The organism is Kosakonia sp. R1.Fl (assembly GCF_023516815.1).
GTDB lineage: Bacteria > Pseudomonadota > Gammaproteobacteria > Enterobacterales > Enterobacteriaceae > Kosakonia.
This window is the reverse complement of the sequence record NZ_JAMGSQ010000001.1, coordinates 1-23,088: the sequence shown is the minus strand read 5'-3', so window position 1 is coordinate 23,088 and position 23,088 is coordinate 1. Positions and strand designations below refer to the sequence as shown.

The 23,088-nt window shown below is 53.6% G+C and carries 23 protein-coding genes and 1 other annotated feature; of the genes, 13 read left to right on the top strand and 10 right to left on the bottom strand.

All coding sequences use genetic code 11. The features are described from left to right. Positions 1-17: 17 nt before the first annotated feature. Entirely contained in the window at positions 18-1,046 is a 1,029-nt protein-coding gene (locus tag M8Q36_RS00115; protein WP_249879628.1) for an isopenicillin N synthase family dioxygenase, read from the bottom strand. Between the two features lie 260 nt (positions 1,047-1,306). Here M8Q36_RS00115 and M8Q36_RS00110 point away from each other — a divergent pair, with 260 nt between their 5' ends. Beyond that, entirely contained in the window at positions 1,307-1,567 is a 261-nt protein-coding gene (locus M8Q36_RS00110; protein ID WP_017459984.1) for a type B 50S ribosomal protein L31, read from the top strand. A 3-nt stretch (positions 1,568-1,570) separates the two neighbouring features. Beyond that, entirely contained in the window at positions 1,571-1,711 is a 141-nt protein-coding gene (gene ykgO, locus M8Q36_RS00105) for a type B 50S ribosomal protein L36 (protein WP_025263710.1), read from the top strand. Here the strand turns inward: ykgO and M8Q36_RS00100 are convergent. Beyond that, positions 1,708-2,409: a GNAT family N-acetyltransferase gene (locus M8Q36_RS00100; RefSeq protein ID WP_249879627.1), complete on the bottom strand. Its 702-nt coding sequence runs from the start codon at positions 2,407-2,409 to the stop codon at positions 1,708-1,710. The two genes, ykgO and M8Q36_RS00100, sit on opposite strands and share 4 nt — an antisense overlap. A 99-nt stretch (positions 2,410-2,508) precedes the next feature. Between M8Q36_RS00100 and pdxR the strand changes: the two genes are divergently transcribed. Further along, positions 2,509-3,963, top strand: a complete 1,455-nt coding sequence (gene pdxR, locus M8Q36_RS00095; RefSeq protein ID WP_249879626.1) for a MocR-like pyridoxine biosynthesis transcription factor PdxR — start codon at positions 2,509-2,511, stop codon at positions 3,961-3,963. Here the strand turns inward: pdxR and M8Q36_RS00090 are convergent. The 6 genes from M8Q36_RS00090 to acrA all read right to left on the bottom strand — a co-directional run bounded on the left by M8Q36_RS00090 (position 3,923) and on the right by acrA (position 10,656). Then, positions 3,923-4,402, bottom strand: a complete 480-nt coding sequence (locus M8Q36_RS00090) for a YlaC family protein (RefSeq protein ID WP_249879625.1) — start codon at positions 4,400-4,402, stop codon at positions 3,923-3,925. The two genes, pdxR and M8Q36_RS00090, sit on opposite strands and share 41 nt — an antisense overlap. 100 nt (positions 4,403-4,502) lie before the next feature. After that, positions 4,503-5,069 carry a maltose O-acetyltransferase gene (gene maa / locus M8Q36_RS00085; RefSeq protein WP_249879624.1) on the bottom strand — a complete coding sequence of 189 codons (567 nt, stop codon included), beginning with the start codon at positions 5,067-5,069 and terminating at the stop codon, positions 4,503-4,505. Between the two features lie 76 nt (positions 5,070-5,145). Next, positions 5,146-5,364: a hemolysin expression-modulating protein Hha gene (gene hha / locus M8Q36_RS00080; protein WP_017459990.1), complete on the bottom strand. Its 219-nt coding sequence runs from the start codon at positions 5,362-5,364 to the stop codon at positions 5,146-5,148. Positions 5,365-5,387: 23 nt separating this feature from the next. After that, positions 5,388-5,762 carry an Hha toxicity modulator TomB gene (gene tomB, locus M8Q36_RS00075; RefSeq protein ID WP_017459991.1) on the bottom strand — a complete coding sequence of 125 codons (375 nt, stop codon included), beginning with the start codon at positions 5,760-5,762 and terminating at the stop codon, positions 5,388-5,390. Positions 5,763-6,290: 528 nt separating this feature from the next. Beyond that, on the bottom strand, positions 6,291-9,440 hold the full coding sequence (gene acrB, locus M8Q36_RS00070; protein WP_249879623.1) for a multidrug efflux RND transporter permease subunit AcrB: 3,150 nt from the start codon (positions 9,438-9,440) through the stop codon (positions 6,291-6,293). A 22-nt stretch (positions 9,441-9,462) separates the two neighbouring features. Beyond that, complete coding sequence (gene acrA / locus M8Q36_RS00065; protein WP_045509162.1) at positions 9,463-10,656, bottom strand: multidrug efflux RND transporter periplasmic adaptor subunit AcrA; 1,194 nt, start codon at positions 10,654-10,656, stop codon at positions 9,463-9,465. A 142-nt stretch (positions 10,657-10,798) separates the two neighbouring features. Here acrA and acrR point away from each other — a divergent pair, with 142 nt between their 5' ends. Together acrR and mscK are read left to right on the top strand one after the other, a co-directional pair. Further along, positions 10,799-11,452, top strand: coding sequence for a multidrug efflux transporter transcriptional repressor AcrR (acrR, locus tag M8Q36_RS00060; RefSeq protein ID WP_200552945.1), 654 nt, complete (start codon positions 10,799-10,801; stop codon positions 11,450-11,452). Between the two features lie 127 nt (positions 11,453-11,579). Continuing rightward, on the top strand, positions 11,580-14,936 hold the full coding sequence (gene mscK, locus M8Q36_RS00055; RefSeq protein ID WP_249879622.1) for a mechanosensitive channel MscK: 3,357 nt from the start codon (positions 11,580-11,582) through the stop codon (positions 14,934-14,936). A gap of 17 nt (positions 14,937-14,953) precedes the next feature. Here the strand turns inward: mscK and rsmS are convergent, their stop codons facing one another. Then, positions 14,954-15,109, bottom strand: a complete 156-nt coding sequence (rsmS, locus tag M8Q36_RS00050; RefSeq protein ID WP_249879621.1) for a pleiotropic regulatory protein RsmS — start codon at positions 15,107-15,109, stop codon at positions 14,954-14,956. 13 nt (positions 15,110-15,122) lie between these two features. After that, positions 15,123-15,650: a primosomal replication protein N'' gene (gene priC, locus M8Q36_RS00045; RefSeq protein ID WP_249879620.1), complete on the bottom strand. Its 528-nt coding sequence runs from the start codon at positions 15,648-15,650 to the stop codon at positions 15,123-15,125. A gap of 68 nt (positions 15,651-15,718) precedes the next feature. On the opposite strand from priC, the gene M8Q36_RS00040 reads away from it, so the two are divergent. From M8Q36_RS00040 to M8Q36_RS00005, 8 genes are all read left to right on the top strand, one after another. After that, complete coding sequence (locus M8Q36_RS00040) at positions 15,719-16,096, top strand: DUF454 family protein (protein WP_249879619.1); 378 nt, start codon at positions 15,719-15,721, stop codon at positions 16,094-16,096. 153 nt (positions 16,097-16,249) lie between these two features. Next, positions 16,250-16,801, top strand: a complete 552-nt coding sequence (apt, locus tag M8Q36_RS00035) for an adenine phosphoribosyltransferase (protein ID WP_249879618.1) — start codon at positions 16,250-16,252, stop codon at positions 16,799-16,801. 121 nt (positions 16,802-16,922) lie between these two features. Then, on the top strand, positions 16,923-18,860 hold the full coding sequence (dnaX, locus tag M8Q36_RS00030; RefSeq protein WP_249879617.1) for a DNA polymerase III subunit gamma/tau: 1,938 nt from the start codon (positions 16,923-16,925) through the stop codon (positions 18,858-18,860). Next, positions 18,193-18,257, top strand: a sequence feature (DnaX frameshifting element). (Overlaps the previous gene by 65 nt.) Positions 18,861-18,941: 81 nt before the next feature. Continuing rightward, positions 18,942-19,271, top strand: a complete 330-nt coding sequence (locus M8Q36_RS00025; RefSeq protein WP_007373594.1) for a YbaB/EbfC family nucleoid-associated protein — start codon at positions 18,942-18,944, stop codon at positions 19,269-19,271. Further along, complete coding sequence (gene recR, locus M8Q36_RS00020) at positions 19,271-19,876, top strand: recombination mediator RecR (protein ID WP_017460002.1); 606 nt, start codon at positions 19,271-19,273, stop codon at positions 19,874-19,876. Before M8Q36_RS00025 ends, recR begins: the two co-directional genes overlap by 1 nt. 108 nt (positions 19,877-19,984) lie before the next feature. Beyond that, complete coding sequence (gene htpG / locus M8Q36_RS00015) at positions 19,985-21,859, top strand: molecular chaperone HtpG (protein WP_249879616.1); 1,875 nt, start codon at positions 19,985-19,987, stop codon at positions 21,857-21,859. 231 nt (positions 21,860-22,090) lie between these two features. Next, complete coding sequence (adk, locus tag M8Q36_RS00010; protein WP_200552939.1) at positions 22,091-22,735, top strand: adenylate kinase; 645 nt, start codon at positions 22,091-22,093, stop codon at positions 22,733-22,735. A gap of 124 nt (positions 22,736-22,859) precedes the next feature. Then, positions 22,860-23,088, top strand: a 229-nt coding sequence (locus M8Q36_RS00005; RefSeq protein ID WP_249879615.1) for a ferrochelatase, incomplete at its 3' end; no start/stop codon positions are given.

The following is a 23,088-nucleotide window of genomic DNA, read 5'->3' as shown; positions in this document are numbered from 1 at the left end:
GTGTTCCTGTGTTGTTATTAGACGATCAGTTGTTCTGTGCGTTCGCGCAGCACATCGCGGTAATAGCGTTCCGCCACATCCGGGTGGGAGCGCAGACGCCCTTTCAGGTAGTTCCATCCCACGTCGCGCAGTAGCGGATTTTGTGGGTCGCTCTCTGGCCCGCGCGCTTCCTGTGCCAACTCAGGTGGCAGTGTGTAAAGCGGGACGACGGCATCCAGTTGCGCGCCGAGGAAGAAGGCGATAGAGAGGCGCTGCTGGCCGGCCGGGGGCGATACCACGCGATGCACGGTGGCGCGCAGATAACCGTTTGTCGCCAGCTCCAGCAACTCGCCAATATTCACTACAAAGCTGCCTGGCAGCGGTAACGCATCTACCCAGCGGCCGGGTTCGATTTCGACCTGCAACCCTTTTTGCTCGTCCTGCAGCAGGAAACTGAGAAAACCCGAATCTTTATGCGCGCCGACGCCCTGTGAGCTCTGCGTGTTTTGCTGGCCGGGATAGCGGATCAGTTTGATGTGCTCGTTGGGCTTGCTGCCATACAACGCATCAAAGGCGTTGGCTGGCAGGTGCAGTGCTTCGGCAAAGGCGCGCAGCAAGGTGATCGCCATGTTGGTCATTGCCTGTTGCCAGTTAAGCAGGGCGGGTTTTAGCGTCGGTTGTGCCGCTGGCCACAAGTTTGGGCCTTGTAAACGTCGCCAGCGCGGATCGTCTTCACTGAGCTGCAAGGCTGGGCGCTCCGCGCCAATATCAAACTGTTCACGCCAGTCAGGCTGCCCGCGGGTGATTTCTGATGCCGCGCGGTTGTAACCGCGAAAATGCGGAGAGTGGATCATCGCCACTTGCTGTTTTTGCGCATCAGAAAGGGCGAAAAATTGCCGGGCTTCGTGCTGGACAGCCTGCTGTAGCGCGTCATCGACGCCGTGGTTAATAAGGTAAAAGAAGCCGATATCGCGCGCGGCATGGCGCAGCTCGGCAAGAAAGGTGTCGCGCTCAGCGCGTTGCGTATAGCGGGCGAGATCGAGAATAGGCAGTGTTGTCGCGGTCATTGTGGTCTCCGGGGACGTTAAAAAGATGTCGGTTCTGGCTCAGGGTTCGGGGGCAACAACAGCGCATTTTCTTTTCCTCACATTTGGGTGTCGTCACAGCTTGCCTTATGACAAACACTTCAACCAATAACGTTCTTTTCTAATTTATGACCGGGCAGGATCATGTGCTTTTGCAAAAAACGCATAACGCGGAACGCTTGAAATGGGCAAATAAGTTCGATAGATTATTGTTATGTTATAACAAAACAAAAGAGTGAATGATGAGACCTGATATCCACCCCCATTACCGTACCGTTGTGTTTCACGACACCAGCGCCAATGAGTATTTCAAAGTGGGTTCGACCATTAAAACGGACCGCGAAATTGAACTGGAAGGCGTGACGTATCCGTACGTCACGATTGACGTCTCTTCCGCTTCGCACCCGTATTACACCGGTAAACAGAAAGTGATTGCTAACGAAGGCAGCGCGGCGCGTTTCCAGCAGCGTTATGGCCGCTTTTTTGCCGATAAAAAGGAGTAAATGATGCAGGTGCTGAATTCACTACGTAGCGCGAAGCAACGCCACCCTGACTGCCAGATCGTTAAGCGCAAGGGGCGTTTGTACGTGATTTGCAAATCTAACCCGCGCTTCAAAGCCGTGCAGGGTAAAAAGAAAAGACGCTAAGCGCGAAGCGATGCCAGGGAATAACGCTGCTTGCCGTCAGCCGTGAAATTATCGGCGGCAAGCCAGCGTTGCAGCGCGCTATCCACGGCAGGCCATTCACTATCAATAATTGAAAACCAGTCTGTGTCGCGGTTATGGCCTTTACTCACCAGTGCCTGACGAAAGCGGCCTTCAAACTGAAAACCTAAGCGCAGCGCTGCCTGGCGTGAAGGTTCATTCAGGCTGTTGCATTTCCACTCATAGCGGCGATAGCCAAGCGTGTCGAAGACGTAGCGCATCAGTAACCATTGCGCTTCCGTCGATGCCGGGGTGCGGCTTAGCAGGGGCGAAAAATGCACGCTGCCCACTTCCACCACACCGTTTTTTTCATCAATGCGCATCAACGATAAGCTGCCAACCGGCAAGCCGGTTTGTTTATCGATAACGGCAAAATGAAGTGGATCGCGAAGGTCGCATACGCTGGCGACCCACGCGCTAAATGCGGTTTCATCCTGCTCGGGTTCGCGTAACAACCATGTCCAGCTACGGTTGTCGCCCGCACGTTGATGCGCCTGAAACAGCGCGGCGGCGTGTCCTGGTTGCAAGGGTTCGAGACGACAATAATCGCCTTTCAGTACTACTCGCCCGGGGAAAGGTCGCGGTTGCCAGTCCGGCAGCGCTGCACCGATCGGCTGTTGATATATGTTAAACGCGTTCATTGTGGCTCCTTTTGATGTGCTGCCAGCGTAACGTGGTACTGGTTCCCTAAAAAGAGCCATACCGCTATAGTCTTATGGGGCCACGATTGAGAGCGGGAAATGAACATTCCGGACGATGAGTTATATGCACTACTGCGCCAGCCGCTGGCGGCGCGCGCGGGAGCGACGCGGCAGCGGACGCTTTATCTGGCGCTGCGTGATGCGATACTTAACGGCAGGTTAAAATCGGGCAGCCTGCTGCCGGGGTCGCGTGTGCTGGCGCAGGCGTTGATGCTTTCGCGCAATACCGTTAACACAGCGCTTGAGCAACTGGCGGTGGAAGGCTATGTATTGCGTGACCGGCAAGGAACGCGTGTCGCCACACTGGAAAATGTTGAACGTTCCTCGCAGACACCGCCACCGGTCAGGCTGGCGCGCGGCGTACAACAGCTACCCGGCGGTGTGCAGCGTTATTCACCCGCGCTGGCATTTACTCCTGGCATTCCCGCCGCCAACTATTTTCCACTGGCTATCTGGCGGCGTCTTACGGAGCGAGTATGGCGCGACGAGGGCAACGCGCTACTGAATTATGGCGCGTCTGCCGGTGAACTGCGTCTGCGTGCGGCGATTGCGCGCCATCTGGCGATTTCCCGCGGTATTCATTGTGACGCCGAACAGATTGTGATCACTGAAGGTGCGCAGGAAGCACTGATGTTGTGTGTGCGTTTGTTGTGCGATGCCGGTGATGAAGCGTGGGTGGAAGAGCCTGGCTATGGCGGCGCAAAAACTGCGTTTTTATCGGCGGGGTTAAATGTCACGGGAATCGGCGTCGATAATGAAGGAATGCGGCTGGATATTACGGCAACTACGCCGCGCATTATTTATACTTCGCCATCGCATCAATATCCCTTAGGCCAGGTGATGAGTGCCACCCGACGGCTGGCGCTGCTGGATTATGCCAGTCGCACCGGGAGCTGGATTATCGAGGACGATTATGACAGCGAGTTCCGCTATCCCGGCGAACCTATTCCAGCAATGCTCGGCATGGTGGCTCATCCGCCGGTGGTTTATATCGGGACATTCAGCAAGACGCTGTTTCCCTCGCTGCGTATTGGCTTTATGGTCATGCCGCCTGCCCTGGCGCAGGCGGCCGCGCCGGTTATTGGTAGTTTATTGCGCGGCGGCCACCGGGCGGAGCAACTGACGCTGGCGCGTTTTATTGAAGAGGGACATTACACGCGCCATCTGGCGGCGATGCGGCGTCTCTATCGCAAGCGGCAGGCACATTTGCTGGAGGCGTTACACTGTGAAATGCGGGTTGAGCATCATATTTATGGCGGCGGCGGTGGGCTGCATTTAGCGTTGTCGATTCCGGGAATTGACGATCAGGCTCTTGTTCGCGAAGCGCACAAACTTCAGCTTGCGCCGCATGCATTAAGCCGTTTCTGGCTTAAGCAAAACGCGGCATCAAGTGGACTGGTTCTGGGTTACGGTAATACCTCCGCCGCGCGGTTTCCGGCGGCGGTGAGTGCGCTTAACCGGCTGATTGTGCGCCAGCAGGGCGGGTTAGAGTGAATACATCGTAAAAAGAGAGTTCACCTTTACGCTCAACCATTTTCTGTAGCTGCGCTTTGTGTTCGTCATCCACATTCGGCGAGCGAAGAATGGACTGGATCAAACCATCAGGTACAAAGCGGGTGTTGTACCACTCACCGTTATAGCAGACGCGAAAATCGAGAACATCGATATCGTCGTAGTTGTAACGCGGGTAAACATCGAAAAAGAAAAAGCCGTTTAGCACGATGAACAGCACAACCAGCAACCATACTGAACCGGAGAGGGTTTCGGATTGCAGCATCACGGCGAGCGTAGCAAGCCAGGCCAGATACATACCGATAAACAAGCCGGGGTGATTGCGAATAAAACTGATGCTGAAGCGCGGCCGGTTATCTCGTTTCTCGCGCTGATTTATCTCTTCAATCGTTTCGGTGAGCAGCCGCTGTATCTCTGTCATCTTACGCCTTTGTTGATACTGTTTTGCAGGTGGACAGTCTATTTTAAGTTGCCACCATGTATGAAAAAAGTAACAGTTTCACCGCAAAAAACGATAACAGTTACAGCGCGGCGGGGGGCAATGTCTTAATGATTTGCGCCGGGTTACCGCCGACGACCACATTGGGTGGGACATTTTTGACCACAACCGCACCGGAAGCAATCACGGCGTTATCCCCGATTGTGACGCCAGGATTAATCACCGCTCGCCCGCCAATCCAGACGTTATGACCAATGGTGACGGGTTTTCCATATTCAATGCCGCTTATGCGTTCAGCGGCATCAACCGGATGTGTGGCGGTGTAGATATGTACGCCAGGCGCCAGCATGCAATTGTCGCCGATATGAATAGGGCAGACATCGAGCATCACGCAATCAAAATTAGCGTAAAACGACTTACCGAGGAAAATATTGTACCCATAGTCACAGCGGAAACTGGGTTCGATATAAGCCTCTTCACTTTGACCAAGAAGATCTTTGAGGATGGCTTTGCGCTCAGCTTTTTCCTCTGGGCCTGAATGGTTATAGCGATGAAGCAACTGCCGCGCGCGCAGGCGGTCGGCACGCAAGGTTTCATCAGACGGGTGGTAGGGCAGGCCGGCTGTCATTTTTTGTTTTTCATCATTCATTGGGAGCGGATACACCTGTCACCAAGGTTGAACGCCGTGTTGCGGTAGAAAAATCTTCGATAAACATTCAGGAGAATTAGCGCACAAACTTCCACACGGAGGAGGGGATTTTGTCATAAAGCTTATTCATGGTCAGTTCTGCCAGACGATGATCCGCTGCTGAATAAAACACCGCGAGTTCCTCGTCGGGAAGTTCGTATTTATTTTTTTCAATTACACGTTCAAGGGTATCAATTGTCTGACAGCGTCTTAAACGCATCAAATAATCAATTTTTGTTAATGGTTTTTCGGACATACCTTCACCTTAGTGTTGAAAAATTAACAAGAGTGGCTAACAGGATTAGCCTTGCTTACATTGACGAAACTGCGGAACAATTTGTTACCTGTTTTACGCCATTTCTGTAAGTCGTGTGTATTTATGCCATAGCTGCTGAACAACATAAACGTATCGTCGAGGTATTCGTCTATCAGTTCAATCAGCTTATTATCTTCATTGTACTTAATTTTATAATTAAGTGCGAAAGTGGCTATGTGTTCTATCAGCTCGTTTAACTGCAAATTGATTGCTGATGTAGGATCGTTAACCCATCCATGATGGCTCTCTTCAAGATTAACGAGGCAATCATGGTACAACGTTTCGCAGAGAAATTTGAGCTGCGCGATATCATGCCTTTTCGGCGAGTATTCGTCCATAACGCATCCCCTTCTGAGTGGTAATTTTTTTACTAACCAAACGCTGTTTCAGGATGGGAAACTTCTGCTCTGACCAGAGACACAGGCTGCTTTATGATGTTGATATAACTATAAGCTAGTCTGAATAGGATTTCATGGTGCCATCATGAAAAATTACAAATAATATGTTTTCCTGTCCAAAATGGACGAAATAGCAATCAACTCAATGAAGATAAAATGTCGCGTTTATGCGCTTTATTGTTCGCGCATCCTTACGATTCATTAAGTTAGCGCAATTGAGATTATTCCTCAAATAGGAATATTTTTATACCAGGATTTTTCTGACTTAATCTGATTGTACCAGCTAATTAAGAGTATTACCTGGCGACCAAAGATTTATCACAAATACACAGTAATTATATGCCTTATATTTGCAGCATAAAATAAACAAATAGACAATAAATGCTTTTAATGGCCGTTTATGGACGGATAAGTTGATGTGAAAAAGGCCGCTATGCGCGGCCTTTTCTAATATAGAGACTGAGAACCTTAGTGGTGCTCAACCTTGTGGCTGTGTTCGATATCTTCACTGCGGCGGCTAAAGCGGCGGCGGACCACCACAAAGAACACCGGAACGAAGAAGATAGCCAGTACGGTTGCGGTGATCATCCCGCCCATTACGCCGGTACCTACAGCGTTCTGTGCGCCGGAACCTGCACCGGAGCTGATAACCAACGGCAGTACCCCGAGGATAAACGCCAGAGACGTCATCAGAATCGGGCGCAAACGCATACGTACTGCTTCGAGCGTCGCTTCTATCAGCCCTTTGCCCTCTTTATCCATCAGATCCTTGGCGAATTCGACGATAAGTATCGCGTTCTTCGCCGACAAGCCAATGGTTGTCAGCAGGCCTACCTGGAAGTACACGTCATTGGTCAGGCCACGGAAAGTCGCCGCCAGCAATGCACCAACAACCCCCAGTGGAACTACCAGCATGACCGAGAACGGAATCGACCAGCTCTCATAGAGTGCCGCCAGACAGAGGAAGACCACAATCAGCGAAATGGCGTACAGCGCTGGCGCCTGGTTACCGGAGAGACGTTCCTGGTAGGACATCCCCGTCCAGTCATAGCCGATACCGGTAGGCAACTTGCTGGCCAGCTCTTCCATCATGGCCATCGCTTCACCGGTACTTTTACCCGGAGCTGCCTGACCAAGAAGTTCCATTGACGGCAAACCGTTGTAACGTTCCAGACGCGGTGAACCATATTCCCAGTGCGTGGTCGAGAAGGCCGAGAACGGCACCATCTGACCATCGGCTGCACGGACGTACCAGTTACCGATGTCGCTTGGCAGCATGCGGTATTTCGCCTGCGACATCACGTACACTTTCTTCACGCGACCACGGTCGATGAAGTCGTTAACGTAGCTCCCACCCCATGCTGCTCCCAGCGTGGTGTTGATATCGCTAATTGATACGCCCAGCGCCTGCGCTTTTTCCTGATCGATATCGATCTTGAATTGCGGTGTATCTTCAAGCCCGTTAGGACGCACGCCGACCAGTAGATCCGGATGCTGCGCGATTTCACCAAACAGCTGGTTACGCGCTTGCGTTAACTTCTCATGGCCGAGGTTAGCCTGGTCGATTAACTGGAAGTCGAAGCCGGTAGCCGTACCCAGCTCGACAATCGCTGGCAGGTTAAAGGCGAAGACCATCGCATCTTTAATTGACGCAAAGTGCGCACTGGCACGGCCCGCAATGGCCGGAACCTTGTTCGCTTCACCGGGGCGTTCATCCCAGTTTTTCAGCGAAACGAATGCCAGACCGGTGTTCTGACCGCGACCGGAGAAGCCGAAACCGTTAACGGTAAAGACGGAGTTAACGTTGTCTTTCTCGTTTTCCAGATAATATTTCGTCACTTCATCCAGCACTTTCTGCGTGCGTTCTTGAGTCGCACCCGCAGGCAACTGAGCCATGGTCAAAAATACACCCTGGTCTTCATCCGGCAGGAACGAACTTGGCAGACGCACAAACAGCACCGCCATGCCCGCAACGATAATGATATAGAGCAGCAAATAACGACCGGTGCTGCGCAGGATGTTGCCCACACTGTCGGTGTAGTGGTGCGTGCTCTTCTCGAACATGCGGTTGAACCAGCCGAAGAAGCCTTTTTTGCCTTCGCCGTGATCGCCTTTTGCGACCGGTTTCAGCATCGTGGCGCACAGCGCTGGCGTCAGGATCAACGCCACCAGTACAGAGAGCACCATCGCAGAAACGATGGTGATCGAGAACTGGCGATAAATCGCGCCGGTAGAACCACCAAAGAAGGCCATCGGGATAAATACGGCTGACAGAACCAGCGCAATACCGACCAGCGCGCCCTGAATCTGCTCCATCGAGCGGCGTGTCGCCTCTTTCGGCGGCAAGCCCTCTTCCATCATCACACGCTCGACGTTTTCCACCACCACGATAGCGTCGTCTACGAGTAGGCCTATCGCCAGCACCATACCAAACATGGTGAGGGTGTTTATCGAGTAGCCAAACGCGGCGAGGATGGCGAAAGTACCGAGCAGCACCACCGGCACCGCGATGGTTGGGATAAGCGTTGCGCGGAAGTTCTGCAGGAACAAATACATTACCAGGAACACCAGCACGATCGCTTCAACCAGCGTTTTCACCACTTCGTTAATCGAGATCTTAACGAACGGGGTGGTGTCGTACGGGTAAACCACTTTCAGACCGTGCGGGAAGAACGGTTCCAGTTTGGCAATAGTCGCGCGTACTGCCTCGGCGGTATCCAGTGCGTTCGCGCCGGTTGCCAGTTTAATCCCCAGACCGGCTGCCGGTTGACCGTTGTAGCGGGCGATAACGTCGTAGCTTTCGCCGCCCAGTTCGATCTTCGCGACATCACGCAGACGAACCTGCGAGCCATCGCTGTTCACTTTCAGCAGGATTTTGCCAAACTCTTCGGTCGAGGTCAGACGGGTCTGCGCGATGATGGAGGCGTTCAACTGCTGCCCTTTCACCGGCGGTGTACCGCCTAACTGACCTGCCGCTACCTGGGCGTTCTGCGCTTTAATAGCCGTAATCACGTCAACCGGCGTCAGCTGGAAGTTATTGAGTTTGTTCGGATCCATCCAGATACGCATTGCATACTGCGCACCAAACAGCTGAACATCACCCACGCCCGCAGTACGGCTGACCGGATCTTTAATGGTCGCGCCCACATAGTCGGCGATATCTTCCTGCGTCATTGAGCCATCAGTACTGATCATACCGAGAACCATCAGGAAGCTACTGGATGATTTCTCAACGCTAACACCTTGCTGCTGTACTTCTTGCGGTAACAACGGCATCGCCAGTTGCAGTTTGTTCTGCACCTGAACCTGCGCGATATCCGCATCAGTACCGGAGTCGAAGGTGATAGTGATCTGCACCGTACCAGAGGAATCACTGGCAGAGGACATATACAGCAGGTTATCGATACCGTTCATGTTCTGTTCGATAACCTGCGTTACGGTATCCTGCACCGTTTTCGCATCAGCACCTGGGTAGGAAGCCGTGATCTGAATTGCCGGTGGCGCGATCGTTGGATACTGCGCTACCGGCAATTTGAGGATCGAAAGCGCCCCCGCCAGCATGATGATAATCGCGATAACCCACGCAAATATGGGGCGATCGATAAAAAACTTAGCCATGTCTTAACGGCTCCTGTTTAAGTTAAGACTTCGGTTTTTCTGACTGGCCGCCGGCCTGGGCTTGCTCTTTATTGTCAGAAGTCACTTCCTGCGCTTTCACCTGTGCGCCCGGTTTGACTTTTTGTAAGCCCGTGATGATCACGCGATCGCCGGTTTTCAGGCCATCCGTTACGAGCCATTTGTCGCCAATGGCTTGGGTCGCAGTGATATTACGGATTTCAACTTTGTCACCTTCGCCCACAACCATCACCGTTGCATCGCCGCGCGGTGTACGGGCAACGCCTTGTTGCGGAACCAGCATCGCGTTCGGATTTACACCCTCTTCAAGCCTGGCGCGCACAAACATGCCCGGCAGCAGAGTGTGGTCAGGGTTCGGGAACACCGCACGCAGCGTGATAGAACCGGTGGTTTGGTCAACGGTCACACCGGAGAACTCCAGCGTACCAGTCTGCGAATACTGAATGCCGTCATTGGTGACCAGTTGCACTTTCGCTTTGCCGTTTTCCTGTTTCAGAGAACCATTGGCCATCTCTTGTTTCAGGCGCAGGAAGTCGTTGCTCGACTGGGTTACATCAACGTAGATCGGGTCAAGCTGCTGCACGGTAGTCAGCGCAGTCGTTTGCCCACTCTGCACTAACGCGCCTTCCGTTACGGTCGAGGTACCGGTGCGGCCGCTAATTGGCGAGGTCACTTTGGTGTAAGCCAGATTGATACGCGCGCTTTCAACCGCTGCTTTTGCGGCGACAACCGACGCATTAGCCTGCTGTGCATCCGCCTGCGCGGTGTCGTAATCCTGTTGGCTGATGTACTTGGTGCCGAGCAGCTTTTTATAACGATTCACGGTCATCTGCGCGATATTCGCAGCAGCTTGCGCTTTAGCAAGATCGCCTTTCGCGCTGTCGTAAGCCGCTTGATAAGTTGCCGGATCAATCTGATAGAGCGAGACACCTGCTTCAACGTCACTGCCTTCGGTGAAGTTGCGTTTTAAAATAATGCCGCTAACCTGCGGGCGGACTTCCGCAATGCGGTACGCACTGGTTCTGCCCGGCAGTTCTGTGGTGATTTGCAGAGGTTCAGTTTTGACCGTTACGACGCCAACTTCTGGCATCTGGCCTGCTCCCTGCTGCGCAGGTTTTTCGTCACATCCTGTAAGCGCTAAGCTGCCCGAAAGCATCAGAACGACCGCCAGAGGCGTTAACCCTCTGTTTTTGTTCATAAGTAAACCTCGAGTGTCCGATTTCAAATTGATCAATGGATCAATGGCCCAAAAACCCATTGCTGCGTTTATATTATGGTCGTGCTATGGTACAAACATTCACAAATGTATGTAAATCTGACTCCTGTAAATTCACCAACATATGGCACGAAAAACCAAACAACAGGCGCTGGAGACTCGTCAGCACATTCTTGATGTCGCCATGCGTCTGTTTTCGCAGAATGGCGTTTCTGCAACGTCGCTGGCTGAAATTGCGCAGGCGGCAGGCGTGACTCGCGGCGCGATTTACTGGCACTTCAAAAACAAGTCGGATTTGTTTAGTGAAATATGGGAGCTATCAGAGTCCAGTATTAGCGATCTTGAGACTGAGTATCGGGCAAAATTCCCCGGCGATCCACTCTCTGTATTAAGAGAAATATTGGTTTATATCCTTGAAGCAACAGTTGTTGAAGAACGGCGTCGCTTAATGATGGAGATCATTTTTCACAAATGTGAGTTTGTCGGCGAAATGGCAATTGTGCAAGAAGCGCAGCGGAATTTGTGTCTGGAAAGTTATGATCGAATCGAGCTTACACTTCGCGAATGTATGCAGGCAAAATTGCTGCCGGACAATTTACTGACCCGCCGCGTCGCAGTGCTTATACGCGCCTATGTTTCGGGAATTATGGAAAACTGGCTCTTTGCGCCGCAATCTTTTGATCTCAAAAAAGAAGCGCGTGATTACGTTTCTGTCTTGCTGGAGATGTGCCAGCTCTGCCCGACGCTACGCGCTGAGCAGCACGCGCTTAACGCATAACATTACGAGCCGCCAGGATTTCTCCTGGAGGCTTCTCACTTCGCTAGGTTGTTGCATAACAGCGTGATATTCTTGCGCACGTGGCTATTCCGGCCGCCTTCCCGAACAGAAAACGATCGCTCAAATTATGTTGCACAACTATCGCACGCGAAACACGTTCGCCGCTTTTGCCGCCGCATTGTTTCTTGTCATTATTTGCCTTGCGAGTAACGTCGCCCGGGCGCAGACAACCAACGATTTGCCTTCCCGCACCGATGTGCAAAGCCAGCTTGACGCGTTGAATAAGCAAAAAGAGCACTCCGCGCAGGACAAATTGGTTATCCAGGATTTAACGGAGACGCTGGACACGCTCGACAAAATTGACCGGGTCAAGCAAGAAACCGCGCTGCTCAAACAGAAAGTTGCCCAGGCGCCAGACAAACTGCGCCAGGCAACGGATGCGCTCAACGCGCTTAACGATAAAGACAACGACGACGAGACGCGTAAAACGCTGGCCTCGCTCTCCCTGCGCCAGCTGGAATCTCGCGTTTCACAACTGCTGGAAGATCTACAAACCGCGCAAAATGACTTATCCAATTACAACAGCCAACTGGTGTCATTACAGACTCAGCCGGAGCGTGTGCAGAATTCTATGTATTCCGCTTCGCAGCAGCTGCAACAAATTCGCAACCGTCTGAATGGCACTGCGGCGGGTGAAGGCGCACTGCGTCCTTCGCAGCAAAATCTGTTGCAGGCACAGCAGGCATTGCTCAATGCGCAGATCGAACAACTGCGCAAAAGCCTGGAAGGCAACACGGTATTGCAAGATACGCTGCAAAAGCAGCGTGATTACGTCACTGCGAACAGTAACCGCCTTGAACACCAGCTCCAGTTATTGCAGGAAGCGGTAAACAGCAAGCGCCTGACGCTAACCGAAAAAACCGCGCAAGAAGCGGTTACGCCAGACGAAACGGCGCGCATCCAGGCGAACCCGCTGGTAAAACAAGAGCTGGATATTAACCATCAACTGAGCCAGAAATTGATTGCCGCGACAGAGAGCGGTAACGCGCTGGTGCAGCAGAATATCAAGGTGAAAAACTGGCTCGATCGTGCGTTGCAGTCTGAGCGCAATATAAAAGAACAGATTTCCGTATTGAAAGGCAGCTTACTGTTGTCGCGTATTCTCTACCAGCAACAGCAGACCTTACCGTCGGCGGATGAACTGGAAGATATGACCAACCGCATTGCGGATCTGCGTCTTGAGCAGTTCGACATTAACCAGCAGCGCGATGCCCTGTTCCAGAGCGATAACTTTGTCGCCAAGCTGGAAGAGGGGCACCAGGCCGAGGTTAACGACGAAGTCCATGACGCGCTGTTGCAAGTGGTGGATATGCGCCGCGAACTGCTCGATCAACTGAACAAGCAGCTTGGCAACCAGCTTATGATGGCCATCAACTTGCAGGTGAATCAGCAGCAATTGATGAGTGTGTCGAAAAGCTTGCAAGAGATCCTGACCCAGCAAATCTTCTGGGTGAACAGTAATAAGCCGATGGACTGGGAGTGGTTCAAATCTTTCCCGAAAGCGCTACGCGACCAGGTTAAAAGCACCAAAATCACCGTTAACTGGGAAAAAGCCTGGCCAGCGGTGGCCATTGCCTTTCTGGCCGGTTTGCCATTATTACTGATTGCCGGGGTGATTCGCTGGCGTTTGCGCTGGCTGAAAAGCTACCAGGCGAAACTCGCCGCCCAGGTCGGACAACTGCGTAGCGACAGCCAGTTACATACCCCGAAAGCGATTTTTATCGATCTGATTCGTGCCTTGCCGGTCTGTTTGCTGATCCTGGCAGTCGGCCTGATCCTGCTAACCATGCAGTTAAACATTAGCGAGCTGCTGTGGGCATTCAGTAAAAAACTGGCGCTGTTCTGGCTGGTATTTGGCCTGTGCTGGAAAGTGCTGGAAAAAGACGGCGTTGCGGTCAGCCACTTTAATATGCCCGCCCAGCTTACCAGCCACTGGCGTCGGCAGATTGTGCGTATCAGCCTGGCATTATTGCCGCTGCACTTCTGGTCGGTGGTATCAGAACTTTCTCCGCTGCATCTGATGGATGATGTGATCGGGCAGTTTGTCATTCTGATCAACTTGTTGGTGATCACCGCGCTGGTGTGGCCGATGTTCCGCGAAAGCTGGCGTGATAAAGAGTCGCACAGCATGCGTCTGGTGACAGTTACCGTGCTGGCGATTGTACCCATTGCCTTAATGGTGCTGACGGCGACGGGTTATTTCTACACCACGCTGCGCCTCTCCGGGCGCTGGATTGAAACGGTTTACCTGGTCATTATCTGGAACCTGCTTTACCAGACGGTGCTGCGAGGCTTAAGCGTAGCGGCACGCCGTATTGCGTATCGTCGTGCGCTGGCGCGTCGGCAGAATATGGTGAAAGAGGGCGCGGAAGGGGCTGAGCCGCAAGAAGAACCGACCATTGCGCTGGAGCAGGTTAACCAGCAAACATTGCGTATCACGATGTTGGTGATGGTCGCGCTGTTTGGCGTGGTGTTCTGGGCGATTTGGTCTGATTTGATCACCGTTTTCGCCTATCTCGACAGTATCACCTTGTGGCATTACAACGGCACTGAAGCCGGTGCGGCGGTGACGAAAAGCGTGACGCTTGGCAGCTTGCTGTTTGCGGTGATTGTCTTTGTGGTGGCATGGGCGTTAATCCGCAACTTACCGGGCTTACTTGAAGTGCTAATCCTCTCGCGGCTGAATATGCGCCAGGGCTCGTCTTATGCCGTCACTACTATCCTTAATTACGTCATTATTGCCGTTGGCGCGTTAACCGTGTTCGGCTCGCTTGGCGTCTCATGGGATAAACTGCAATGGCTGGCAGCCGCGTTGTCGGTTGGTCTCGGGTTCGGCTTACAGGAAATTTTCGGTAACTTTGTTTCCGGCCTGATTATTCTGTTTGAACGCCCGGTTCGCATAGGCGATACGGTAACAATTGGTACATTCTCCGGTACGGTCAGCAAAATCCGTATCCGTGCCACCACCATTACCGATTTTGACCGCAAAGAGGTCATCATCCCGAACAAAGCGTTCGTCACTGAGCGTCTGATTAACTGGTCGTTGTCCGATACCATTACCCGCGTGGTGATCCGCATTGGCGTGGCGTATGGTTCAGACCTCGACAAGGTGAAAAAAGTGTTGCTGAAAGCGGCGATGGAGCATCCAAAAGTGATGCACGATCCGGAACCGTCCGTCTTCTTCACTACTTTTGGTGCCAGTACGCTGGATCACGAGCTGCGTCTGTATGTGCGTGAACTACGCGATCGCAGCTATACGGTGGATGAGCTCAACCGCACCATCGATAAACTGTGTCGCGAGAATAATATTGATATCGCCTTCAACCAGCTGGAAGTGCATCTGCGTAATGATAAAGGTGATGAGCTGACCGAAGTGAAGCGTGAGCTAAAAGGTGACGATCCGACACCGTCGGTCGCACAGTAAAAAACGTGGCCCCTCTCTTACGGGAGAGGGGCTGACAGTTGTTTGTTTTCAAAATCTTTTTTAACAATCTCCAGCGCCTTCAGCACCAGCTCAGGCGCAATATCATGCTGCTCCAGCAACATAATCAAATCCACCGCCAGCTTGACCTCATCCGGGGCATTTTCCAGTGACATTCTCTCTCCTGGGTTAACGGGTTAAGCGCGTCAGCACGCCTTCGATCTTCTCCAGCGCATGGCGGCAACGGGTGAGCCTGCCGGCAAACGCTTCAACTTCCTTCTGCAACTGTTGCTGTTCAACAAGCGTCGTGACCGAGCGCAAACGCTGTTCGCGTTCTTGTTTCATTGCCAGCAGCCGACGCTCATACTCCTGATGCTTCAGGCGTCTGCGTTGCCAGCGTGCGATGCCCGGCGATGCGTGATCCCACTCGCGCAACGACCAGACGGCACTTTCACGCGTTAACGCCGCGATTTGCGCGGTCAAATGCTCCGCCAGCCAGACCACTTGTTCTACCCGCCCATGCTCAACTGCGTGGCGTAACGCCACCATATTCGCTGTACTTTCATCAAGATAAGATTGCATCCGCGTACTGCGGGTTTGAAAAAGATGCCTGTCAAAACGGGCGCTAACCGTGGCGTGATGCGCCAGCGGTGCGACCTGCTGGCGTAGCGTCGCGAGTTGTTGTTCCAGCCTCTGTAAAAGCACGGCGCTTTTCACGCGTCTTCCCCCTGTAAATCATCCTGACTGTGCTACATTAGCCGCTCATCCTGATAACGATTCGCATTATGCAACGCACTATTTTAATCATCATAGGCTGGTTGGCGGTAGCCCTTGGTACGCTCGGCGTGGTGTTGCCGCTGCTCCCAACCACTCCTTTTATATTGCTGGCGGCATGGTGCTTCGCCCGCTCTTCGCCGCGTTTTCACCAGTGGTTGCTCTACCGTTCCTGGTTTGGCGGCTACCTGCGCCACTGGCAGCAGTACCGCGCGATGCCGCCGGGCGCGAAGCCGCGCGCGATTGCGCTCATCCTGGTTACGTTCGCCATTTCATTGTATTTCGTGAAGATGCTATGGGTTCGAATTCTGTTGCTGTTCATCCTGGCCTGTCTGCTTTTATTTATGTGGCGCATTCCGGTGATTGACGCAAAGCAACAAAAACCATAAAGCGCAGCGAAGGCAGTTGCAATTGTGGCGGACTGCCAGTAAATTCGAGCGTTTTCGAGCACGGGTGCGGCTGATTAAATGTTAATCAGTGGTTACATCAAGCCTTCAACGCGCGTACCGTGAGTAATACCGTTTCTATCAGGCAAAAAATCCATGACAGCGACTGCGCAGCAGCTTGAATTTCTTAAAAACAGCATCAAAAGCATTCAGGATTACCCGAAACCGGGCATCCTGTTCCGTGATGTCACCAGTTTGCTGGAAGACCCGAAAGCGTACGCTCTCAGCATTGAACTGCTGGTTGAGCGTTATAAAAACGCCGGGATCACCAAAGTTGTCGGTACCGAAGCGCGCGGCTTCCTGTTTGGCGCGCCGGTTGCACTCGGTCTGGGCGTCGGTTTTGTTCCGGTGCGTAAACCGCGTAAACTGCCGCGCGAAACCATCGCCGAAAGCTATGAGCTGGAGTATGGCACCGATCAGTTAGAGATCCACGTTGATGCGATCCAGCCTGGCGATAAAGTGCTGGTGGTGGACGATCTGCTGGCAACCGGCGGCACCATTGAGGCGACGGTAAAACTGATTCGCCGTCTGGGTGGAGAAGTGACCGATGCCGCATTCATCATTAATTTGTTCGACCTTGGCGGCGAACAGCGCCTGCAAAAACAGGGCATTAACAGCTACAGCCTGGTGCCGTTCCCGGGGCATTAATCGCGCTGTGTACGCCAATTACCTCCATTCCTCACGCCTGAGGGATGGAGTGTATTCACAGCATGGCTGTGTTAGCATTATCCCTTCGTAAATCCACCTTCCAGCGTTTCAGAGCCTGCCAATGAGTTATCAGGTCTTAGCCCGAAAATGGCGACCACAAACTTTTGCTGACGTCGTCGGCCAGGAGCATGTGCTGACCGCACTGGCGAACGGCTTATCCTCAGGACGCATCCATCATGCGTATCTGTTTTCTGGCACCCGTGGTGTCGGAAAAACCTCTATTGCCCGCTTGCTGGCGAAGGGGCTTAACTGCGAAACCGGCATCACCGCCACACCGTGCGGTGTCTGTGATAACTGCCGCGAAATCGAGCAGGGCCGCTTTGTTGATTTAATAGAAATTGACGCCGCCTCGCGCACCAAAGTGGAAGACACGCGCGATCTGCTGGACAACGTACAGTACGCACCGGCGCGTGGGCGTTTCAAAGTTTATCTTATTGATGAAGTGCATATGCTCTCGCGTCACAGCTTTAACGCGCTGTTAAAGACGCTGGAAGAGCCGCCCGAACATGTCAAATTCCTGCTGGCGACCACCGACCCGCAAAAACTGCCGGTGACCATTCTCTCTCGTTGCCTGCAGTTCCATCTTAAAGCGCTGGATGTCGACCAGATCCGTAACCAGCTCGAACATATTCTCGACGACGAGAAGATCGAACACGAACCCCGCGCGCTGCAACTGCTGGCGCGCGCCGCTGACGGCAGCCTGCGTGATGCGTTGAGTCTGACCGACCAGGCGATAGCCAGCGGCAATGGCCAGCTTTCCGCTGAAGTGGTTAGTTCAATGCTCGGCACGCTGAATGACGACCAGGCGCTTTCGCTGGTTGAAGCGGTCGTCGCCGCCAATGGCGAACGTGCAATGGCGCTGGTGAACGATGCGGCCTCGCGAGGCGTTGAGTGGGATGCGTTGCTGCTGGAAATGCAAACGTTATTGCACCGTATCGCGATGGTTCAGCTTACTCCTTCGGCGCTTGGCAGCGATATGGCGCCGGTTGAACACCGTCTGCGTGAGCTGGCCCGTACGGTACCGCCCGCCGATGTGCAGCTCTATTACCAGACGTTGCTGATTGGCCGCAAAGAGCTGCCGTTTGCGCCGGACAGGCGTATGGGCGTCGAGATGACGCTGCTGCGCGCGCTGGCTTTCCACCCGCGTATGCCGCTGGCCGCGCCGGAAGCTCCACAACACTCTTTTGCTCCCGTGGCACCCACGGCGGTAGTCTCGCCGCAGCAGGTTGCTGTCGCACCGCAAATGCCTTCGCAGATGCCGCCGCCGCAAGATGTACCGATGCCCGACGCGACCAGCCAGGTGCTGGCGGCGCGCAGACAACTGCAACGCGCGCAGGGAGCCGACAAAGCAAAAAAGAGTGAACCGGCAGCCGCAACCCGCGCGCGGCCGGTGAGTAACGCCGCGCTGGAACGACTGGCTTCGGTGACCGAGCGCGTGCAATCGCGTCCGGCTCCGTCGGCGCTCGAACAGGCTCCGGCCAAAAAAGAAGCCTACCGCTGGAAAGCGACAACGGTCGTGGAAACGGTAAAAGAAGTTGTCGCTACACCAAAAGCGTTGAAAAAAGCGCTCGAGCATGAAAAAACGCCAGAGCTGGCGAAAAAACTGGCGGAAGAAGCGATAGAACGCGACGCCTGGGCGAAAGAAGTCAGCCAGCTCAAATTGCCGAAACTGGTCGAGCAGGTTGCGCTGAACGCCTGGAAAGAGCAGGACGGCGAACGGATATGCCTGCATTTGCGTAGTTCTCAGCGCCATCTAAACTCGCAGGGCGCGTTGAAAACGCTGGGCGAGGCGCTGAGTGAATTACATGGCGCGGCGGTTGAACTGACTATCATTGAAGATGATAATCCGGCAGTGCGTACGCCGCTGGAGTGGCGCCAGGCAATCTATGAGGAAAAACTTGCGCAGGCGCGCGAGTCGATCATTGCGGATAGCAACATACAGACGCTGCAACGCTTTTTCGATGCGGATCTGGACGAGGAGAGTATCCGCCCCCTTTGACGGGCAGCTGCGGCTACCCGTTTTCAACCCTGAATGTGACTTATCACTCTGGTTAGTCACCACAGCTAAAGAGAGAAGCCTATGTTTGGAAAAGGCGGTCTGGGTAACCTGATGAAGCAGGCCCAGCAGATGCAAGAAAAAATGCAGAAAATGCAGGAAGAGATCGCGCAGCTGGAAGTGACCGGCGAATCGGGCGCGGGTCTGGTGAAAGTGACCATCAACGGCGCGCATAACTGCCGTCGCGTGGAGATCGATCCGAGCCTGCTGGAAGACGACAAAGAGATGCTGGAAGATCTGGTTGCCGCTGCTTTTAACGATGCCGCTCGCCGCATTGACGAAACGCAGAAAGAGAAAATGGCCTCCGTCTCTTCCGGTATGTCGCTGCCGCCAGGCTTTAAGATGCCGTTCTGATGCAGACCAGCCCGCTGTTAACGCAGCTTATGGAAGCACTGCGCTGCCTGCCGGGCGTTGGCCCGAAGTCGGCGCAGCGTATGGCGTTTACGCTGTTGCAGCGCGATCGCAGCGGCGGCATGCGGCTGGCACAGGCGCTCACTCGGGCAATGTCGGAAATCGGCCACTGCGCCGATTGCCGCACATTCACCGAGCAGGAAGTCTGCAACATATGCAGCAACCCGCGCCGCCAGGAAAACGGTCAAATCTGTGTGGTGGAAAGTCCGGCAGATATCTACGCCATTGAGCAGACCGGGCAGTTTTCCGGTCGTTACTTTGTGCTGATGGGGCATCTGTCACCGCTCGACGGTATCGGCCCGGACGACATTGGCCTTGACCGGCTGGAACAGCGTCTGGCGTCCGAGAAAATCCAGGAGCTGATCCTCGCCACCAACCCGACGGTGGAAGGCGAAGCGACCGCTAACTATATTGCTGAGCTTTGCGCGCAGTATGGTGTGGAAGCCAGCCGTATCGCCCACGGCGTGCCGGTGGGCGGCGAACTGGAAATGGTTGACGGGACGACGCTGTCGCACTCGCTGGCCGGCCGCCACAAGATTCGTTTTTAACCAAACGGAGGCAGAAATTTTTGCCTCCGCTTGAAAATTCCCGCCAATATCCCCACTTCTCCCTCAACGCATTTTTACCTTGTAAATGGCATTGTTGAGGTTTTCCCAATGAAAGGACAAGAAACTCGCGGTTTTCAGTCTGAAGTGAAACAGCTTCTGCACTTGATGATCCATTCTCTTTATTCGAACAAAGAAATCTTCCTGCGTGAGCTTATCTCCAACGCCTCGGATGCGGCGGACAAACTGCGTTTCCGCGCGCTGTCCAAACCGGAACTGTACGAAGGTGATGGCGATCTGCACGTGCGCGTCTCCTTTGATAAAGAGAACCGTACGCTAACCATTGCCGATAACGGCATTGGTATGACGCGTGATGAAGTGATCGACCACCTGGGGACGATTGCAAAATCGGGCACCAAGGCGTTTCTGGAATCAATGGGTTCCGATCAGGCGAAAGACAGCCAGCTGATTGGTCAGTTCGGCGTCGGTTTCTATTCGGCATTTATCGTTGCCGATAAAGTGACCGTGCGCACCCGCGCGGCGGGTGAAAGCGCTGAAAACGGCGTGTTCTGGGAATCCGAAGGTGCGGGTGAATACACCGTTGCCGATATCACCAAAGCCGATCGCGGCACCGAAATCACGCTGCATCTGCGTGAAGGGGAGGATGATTTCCTCAACGACTGGCGTGTTCGCTCGATCATCAGCAAGTATTCCGACCATATTGCGCTGCCGGTAGAGATCGAAAAACAGGAAGAGAAAGACGGCGAAACCGTGGTTTCCTGGGAGAAGATCAATAAAGCGCAGGCCCTGTGGACGCGTAACAAAGCGGAAATCAAAGACGACGAATACAACGAGTTCTACAAACATATCTCCCACGACTTTACCGATCCGCTGATCTGGAGCCACAACCGTGTGGAAGGTAAACAGGAGTACACCAGCCTGCTTTACATTCCGTCGCAGGCCCCGTGGGATATGTGGAACCGCGATCATAAACACGGCCTGAAACTCTACGTTCAACGCGTGTTTATCATGGATGAAGCCGAACAGTTCATGCCGAACTACCTGCGCTTTGTGCGTGGCCTGGTCGATTCCAACGACCTGCCGCTCAACGTTTCCCGTGAAATCTTACAAGACAGCAGCGTGACGCGCAGCCTGCGCACCGCGCTGACCAAACGCGTACTGCAAATGCTGGAAAAACTGGCGAAAGATGACGCGGAAAAATACCAGACCTTCTGGCAACAGTTTGGCCTGGTACTGAAAGAGGGCACGGGCGAAGATCACGCGAACCTGGAAACCATCGCCAAACTGCTGCGCTTTGCCTCCACGCACAACGACTCTTCCGCACAAACTGTGTCGCTGGAAGAGTATGTGTCGCGCATGAAAGAAGGGCAGGAAAAAATCTATTTCATCACCGCCGACAGCTACGCTGCGGCGAAGAGCAGCCCGCATCTGGAGCTGCTGCGTAAGAAAGGCATCGAAGTGCTGTTGCTTTCCGATCGCATCGACGAGTGGATGATGAGCTACCTGACCGAGTTCGACGGCAAGCCGTTCCAGTCAGTTGCCAAAGCCGACGCTTCGCTGGATAAACTGGCAGACGAAGTGGATGAAAGCACAAAAGAAGCTGAAAAAGCGCTGGAGCCGTTCGTTGAGCGCGTTAAAACACTGCTCGGTGAGCGCGTGAAAGAAGTGCGCCTGACTCACCGTCTGACCGATACGCCAGCCGTGGTGGTGACCGATGCTGACGAGATGAGCACCCAGATGGCGAAACTGTTCGCCGCGGCGGGTCAGAATGCACCGGAAGTGAAATATATTTTCGAGCTCAACCCGGATCACGCCCTGGTGAAACGCGCGGCTGATACACAAGACGAAACCCAGTTTAAAGAATGGGTCGAGTTACTGCTGGATCAGGCGCTGTTCGCCGAACGCGGTACGCTGGAAGATCCGAACCAGTTTATTCGCCGCATGAACCAGTTGCTGGTTTCATAAGCAGAAACTTGTCGATCAGGGAGGCCTCAGGCCTCCCTTTATTATCTTCACCCCCCGCCTCCTGGTTCCCTCCGATGTTACCGGGCACTTTCCTCTCTGACTCGCACACACCTTAAGAAAACGTATCATTAACCGTTTCAGCCGATCCCGCTTCCTTGAGCGCCGGTCGTTCTGGTGTTATCTTTTAGCGCTTTTTGAAAAATTGAACCAACATTTGAGGGGATTTTCGCAATGCGTATTATTCTGCTTGGCGCTCCGGGCGCGGGTAAAGGAACTCAGGCTCAGTTCATCATGGAGAAATACGGTATTCCGCAAATCTCTACCGGTGACATGCTGCGCGCCGCTGTTAAATCTGGCAGCGAACTGGGCAAACAGGCAAAAGACATCATGGACGCGGGCAAGCTGGTCACTGACGAGCTGGTAATCGCGCTGGTGAAAGAGCGTATTGCCCAGGAAGATTGCCGCAACGGTTTCCTGCTGGACGGTTTCCCGCGCACCATTCCGCAAGCGGACGCGATGAAAGAAGCCGGGATCAAAGTCGATTTCGTGCTTGAGTTCGACGTACCGGACGAGCTGATCGTCGATCGCATTATCGGCCGCCGCGTTCACGCTGCTTCCGGTCGCGTTTACCACATCAAATTCAACCCGCCGAAAGTGGAAGGCAAAGATGACGTGACCGGCGAAGAGCTGACCACGCGTAAAGACGATCAGGAAGAGACCGTGCGTAAACGCCTGGTGGAATACCATCAGATGACCGCGCCGCTGATCGGCTACTACCAGAAAGAAGCGCAGGCGGGTAACACCCAATACGCTAAAGTTGACGGTACCAAAGCCGTTGCTGATGTACGCGCAGAGCTGGAAAAAATCCTCGGCTAATTGCGCCCGCTCACCCGGAGTCTCCGGGTGAGAATTTTTCTCATCTTACCTATCGCAGCAATGGGTTCCGTTTAACCGCTTTTACGCTACAATTACCAACCATTCAAAAGGTTAAGAGGCGTGAATGAGTCAGGCGAAAACCGGCATCCTGCTTGCCAATCTGGGCACTCCCGATGCCCCGACCCCCGAAGCGGTGAAACGCTATTTGCGGCAATTTTTAAGTGATAAACGCGTTGTCGATACGCCGCGCTTGCTGTGGTGGCCGCTACTTCGCGGTGTGATCCTGCCCATTCGTTCTCCCCGCGTCGCTAAACTCTATCAATCTGTGTGGATGGAAGAGGGCTCACCGCTGA

Bases quoted from the DNA above. Each gene is read 5' to 3' on its own strand.
- recR (WP_017460002.1), top strand. From the start codon at position 19,271: ATGCAGACCAGCCCGCTGTTAACGCAGCTTATGGAAGCACTGCGCTGC.
- acrR (WP_200552945.1), top strand. From the start codon at position 10,799: ATGGCACGAAAAACCAAACAACAGGCGCTGGAGACTCGTCAGCACATT.
- maa (WP_249879624.1), bottom strand. From the start codon at position 5,069: ATGAATGATGAAAAACAAAAAATGACAGCCGGCCTGCCCTACCACCCG.
- apt (WP_249879618.1), top strand. From the start codon at position 16,250: ATGACAGCGACTGCGCAGCAGCTTGAATTTCTTAAAAACAGCATCAAA.
- M8Q36_RS00100 (WP_249879627.1), bottom strand. From the start codon at position 2,409: ATGAACGCGTTTAACATATATCAACAGCCGATCGGTGCAGCGCTGCCG.
- acrA (WP_045509162.1), bottom strand. From the start codon at position 10,656: ATGAACAAAAACAGAGGGTTAACGCCTCTGGCGGTCGTTCTGATGCTT.
- rsmS (WP_249879621.1), bottom strand. From the start codon at position 15,109: ATGTCACTGGAAAATGCCCCGGATGAGGTCAAGCTGGCGGTGGATTTG.
- tomB (WP_017459991.1), bottom strand. From the start codon at position 5,762: ATGGACGAATACTCGCCGAAAAGGCATGATATCGCGCAGCTCAAATTT.
- hha (WP_017459990.1), bottom strand. From the start codon at position 5,364: ATGTCCGAAAAACCATTAACAAAAATTGATTATTTGATGCGTTTAAGA.
- M8Q36_RS00110 (WP_017459984.1), top strand. From the start codon at position 1,307: ATGAGACCTGATATCCACCCCCATTACCGTACCGTTGTGTTTCACGAC.
- ykgO (WP_025263710.1), top strand. From the start codon at position 1,571: ATGCAGGTGCTGAATTCACTACGTAGCGCGAAGCAACGCCACCCTGAC.
- pdxR (WP_249879626.1), top strand. From the start codon at position 2,509: ATGAACATTCCGGACGATGAGTTATATGCACTACTGCGCCAGCCGCTG.
- adk (WP_200552939.1), top strand. From the start codon at position 22,091: ATGCGTATTATTCTGCTTGGCGCTCCGGGCGCGGGTAAAGGAACTCAG.
- M8Q36_RS00025 (WP_007373594.1), top strand. From the start codon at position 18,942: ATGTTTGGAAAAGGCGGTCTGGGTAACCTGATGAAGCAGGCCCAGCAG.
- M8Q36_RS00040 (WP_249879619.1), top strand. From the start codon at position 15,719: ATGCAACGCACTATTTTAATCATCATAGGCTGGTTGGCGGTAGCCCTT.
- M8Q36_RS00090 (WP_249879625.1), bottom strand. From the start codon at position 4,402: ATGACAGAGATACAGCGGCTGCTCACCGAAACGATTGAAGAGATAAAT.
- htpG (WP_249879616.1), top strand. From the start codon at position 19,985: ATGAAAGGACAAGAAACTCGCGGTTTTCAGTCTGAAGTGAAACAGCTT.
- M8Q36_RS00115 (WP_249879628.1), bottom strand. From the start codon at position 1,046: ATGACCGCGACAACACTGCCTATTCTCGATCTCGCCCGCTATACGCAA.
- acrB (WP_249879623.1), bottom strand. From the start codon at position 9,440: ATGGCTAAGTTTTTTATCGATCGCCCCATATTTGCGTGGGTTATCGCG.
- mscK (WP_249879622.1), top strand. From the start codon at position 11,580: ATGTTGCACAACTATCGCACGCGAAACACGTTCGCCGCTTTTGCCGCC.
- dnaX (WP_249879617.1), top strand. From the start codon at position 16,923: ATGAGTTATCAGGTCTTAGCCCGAAAATGGCGACCACAAACTTTTGCT.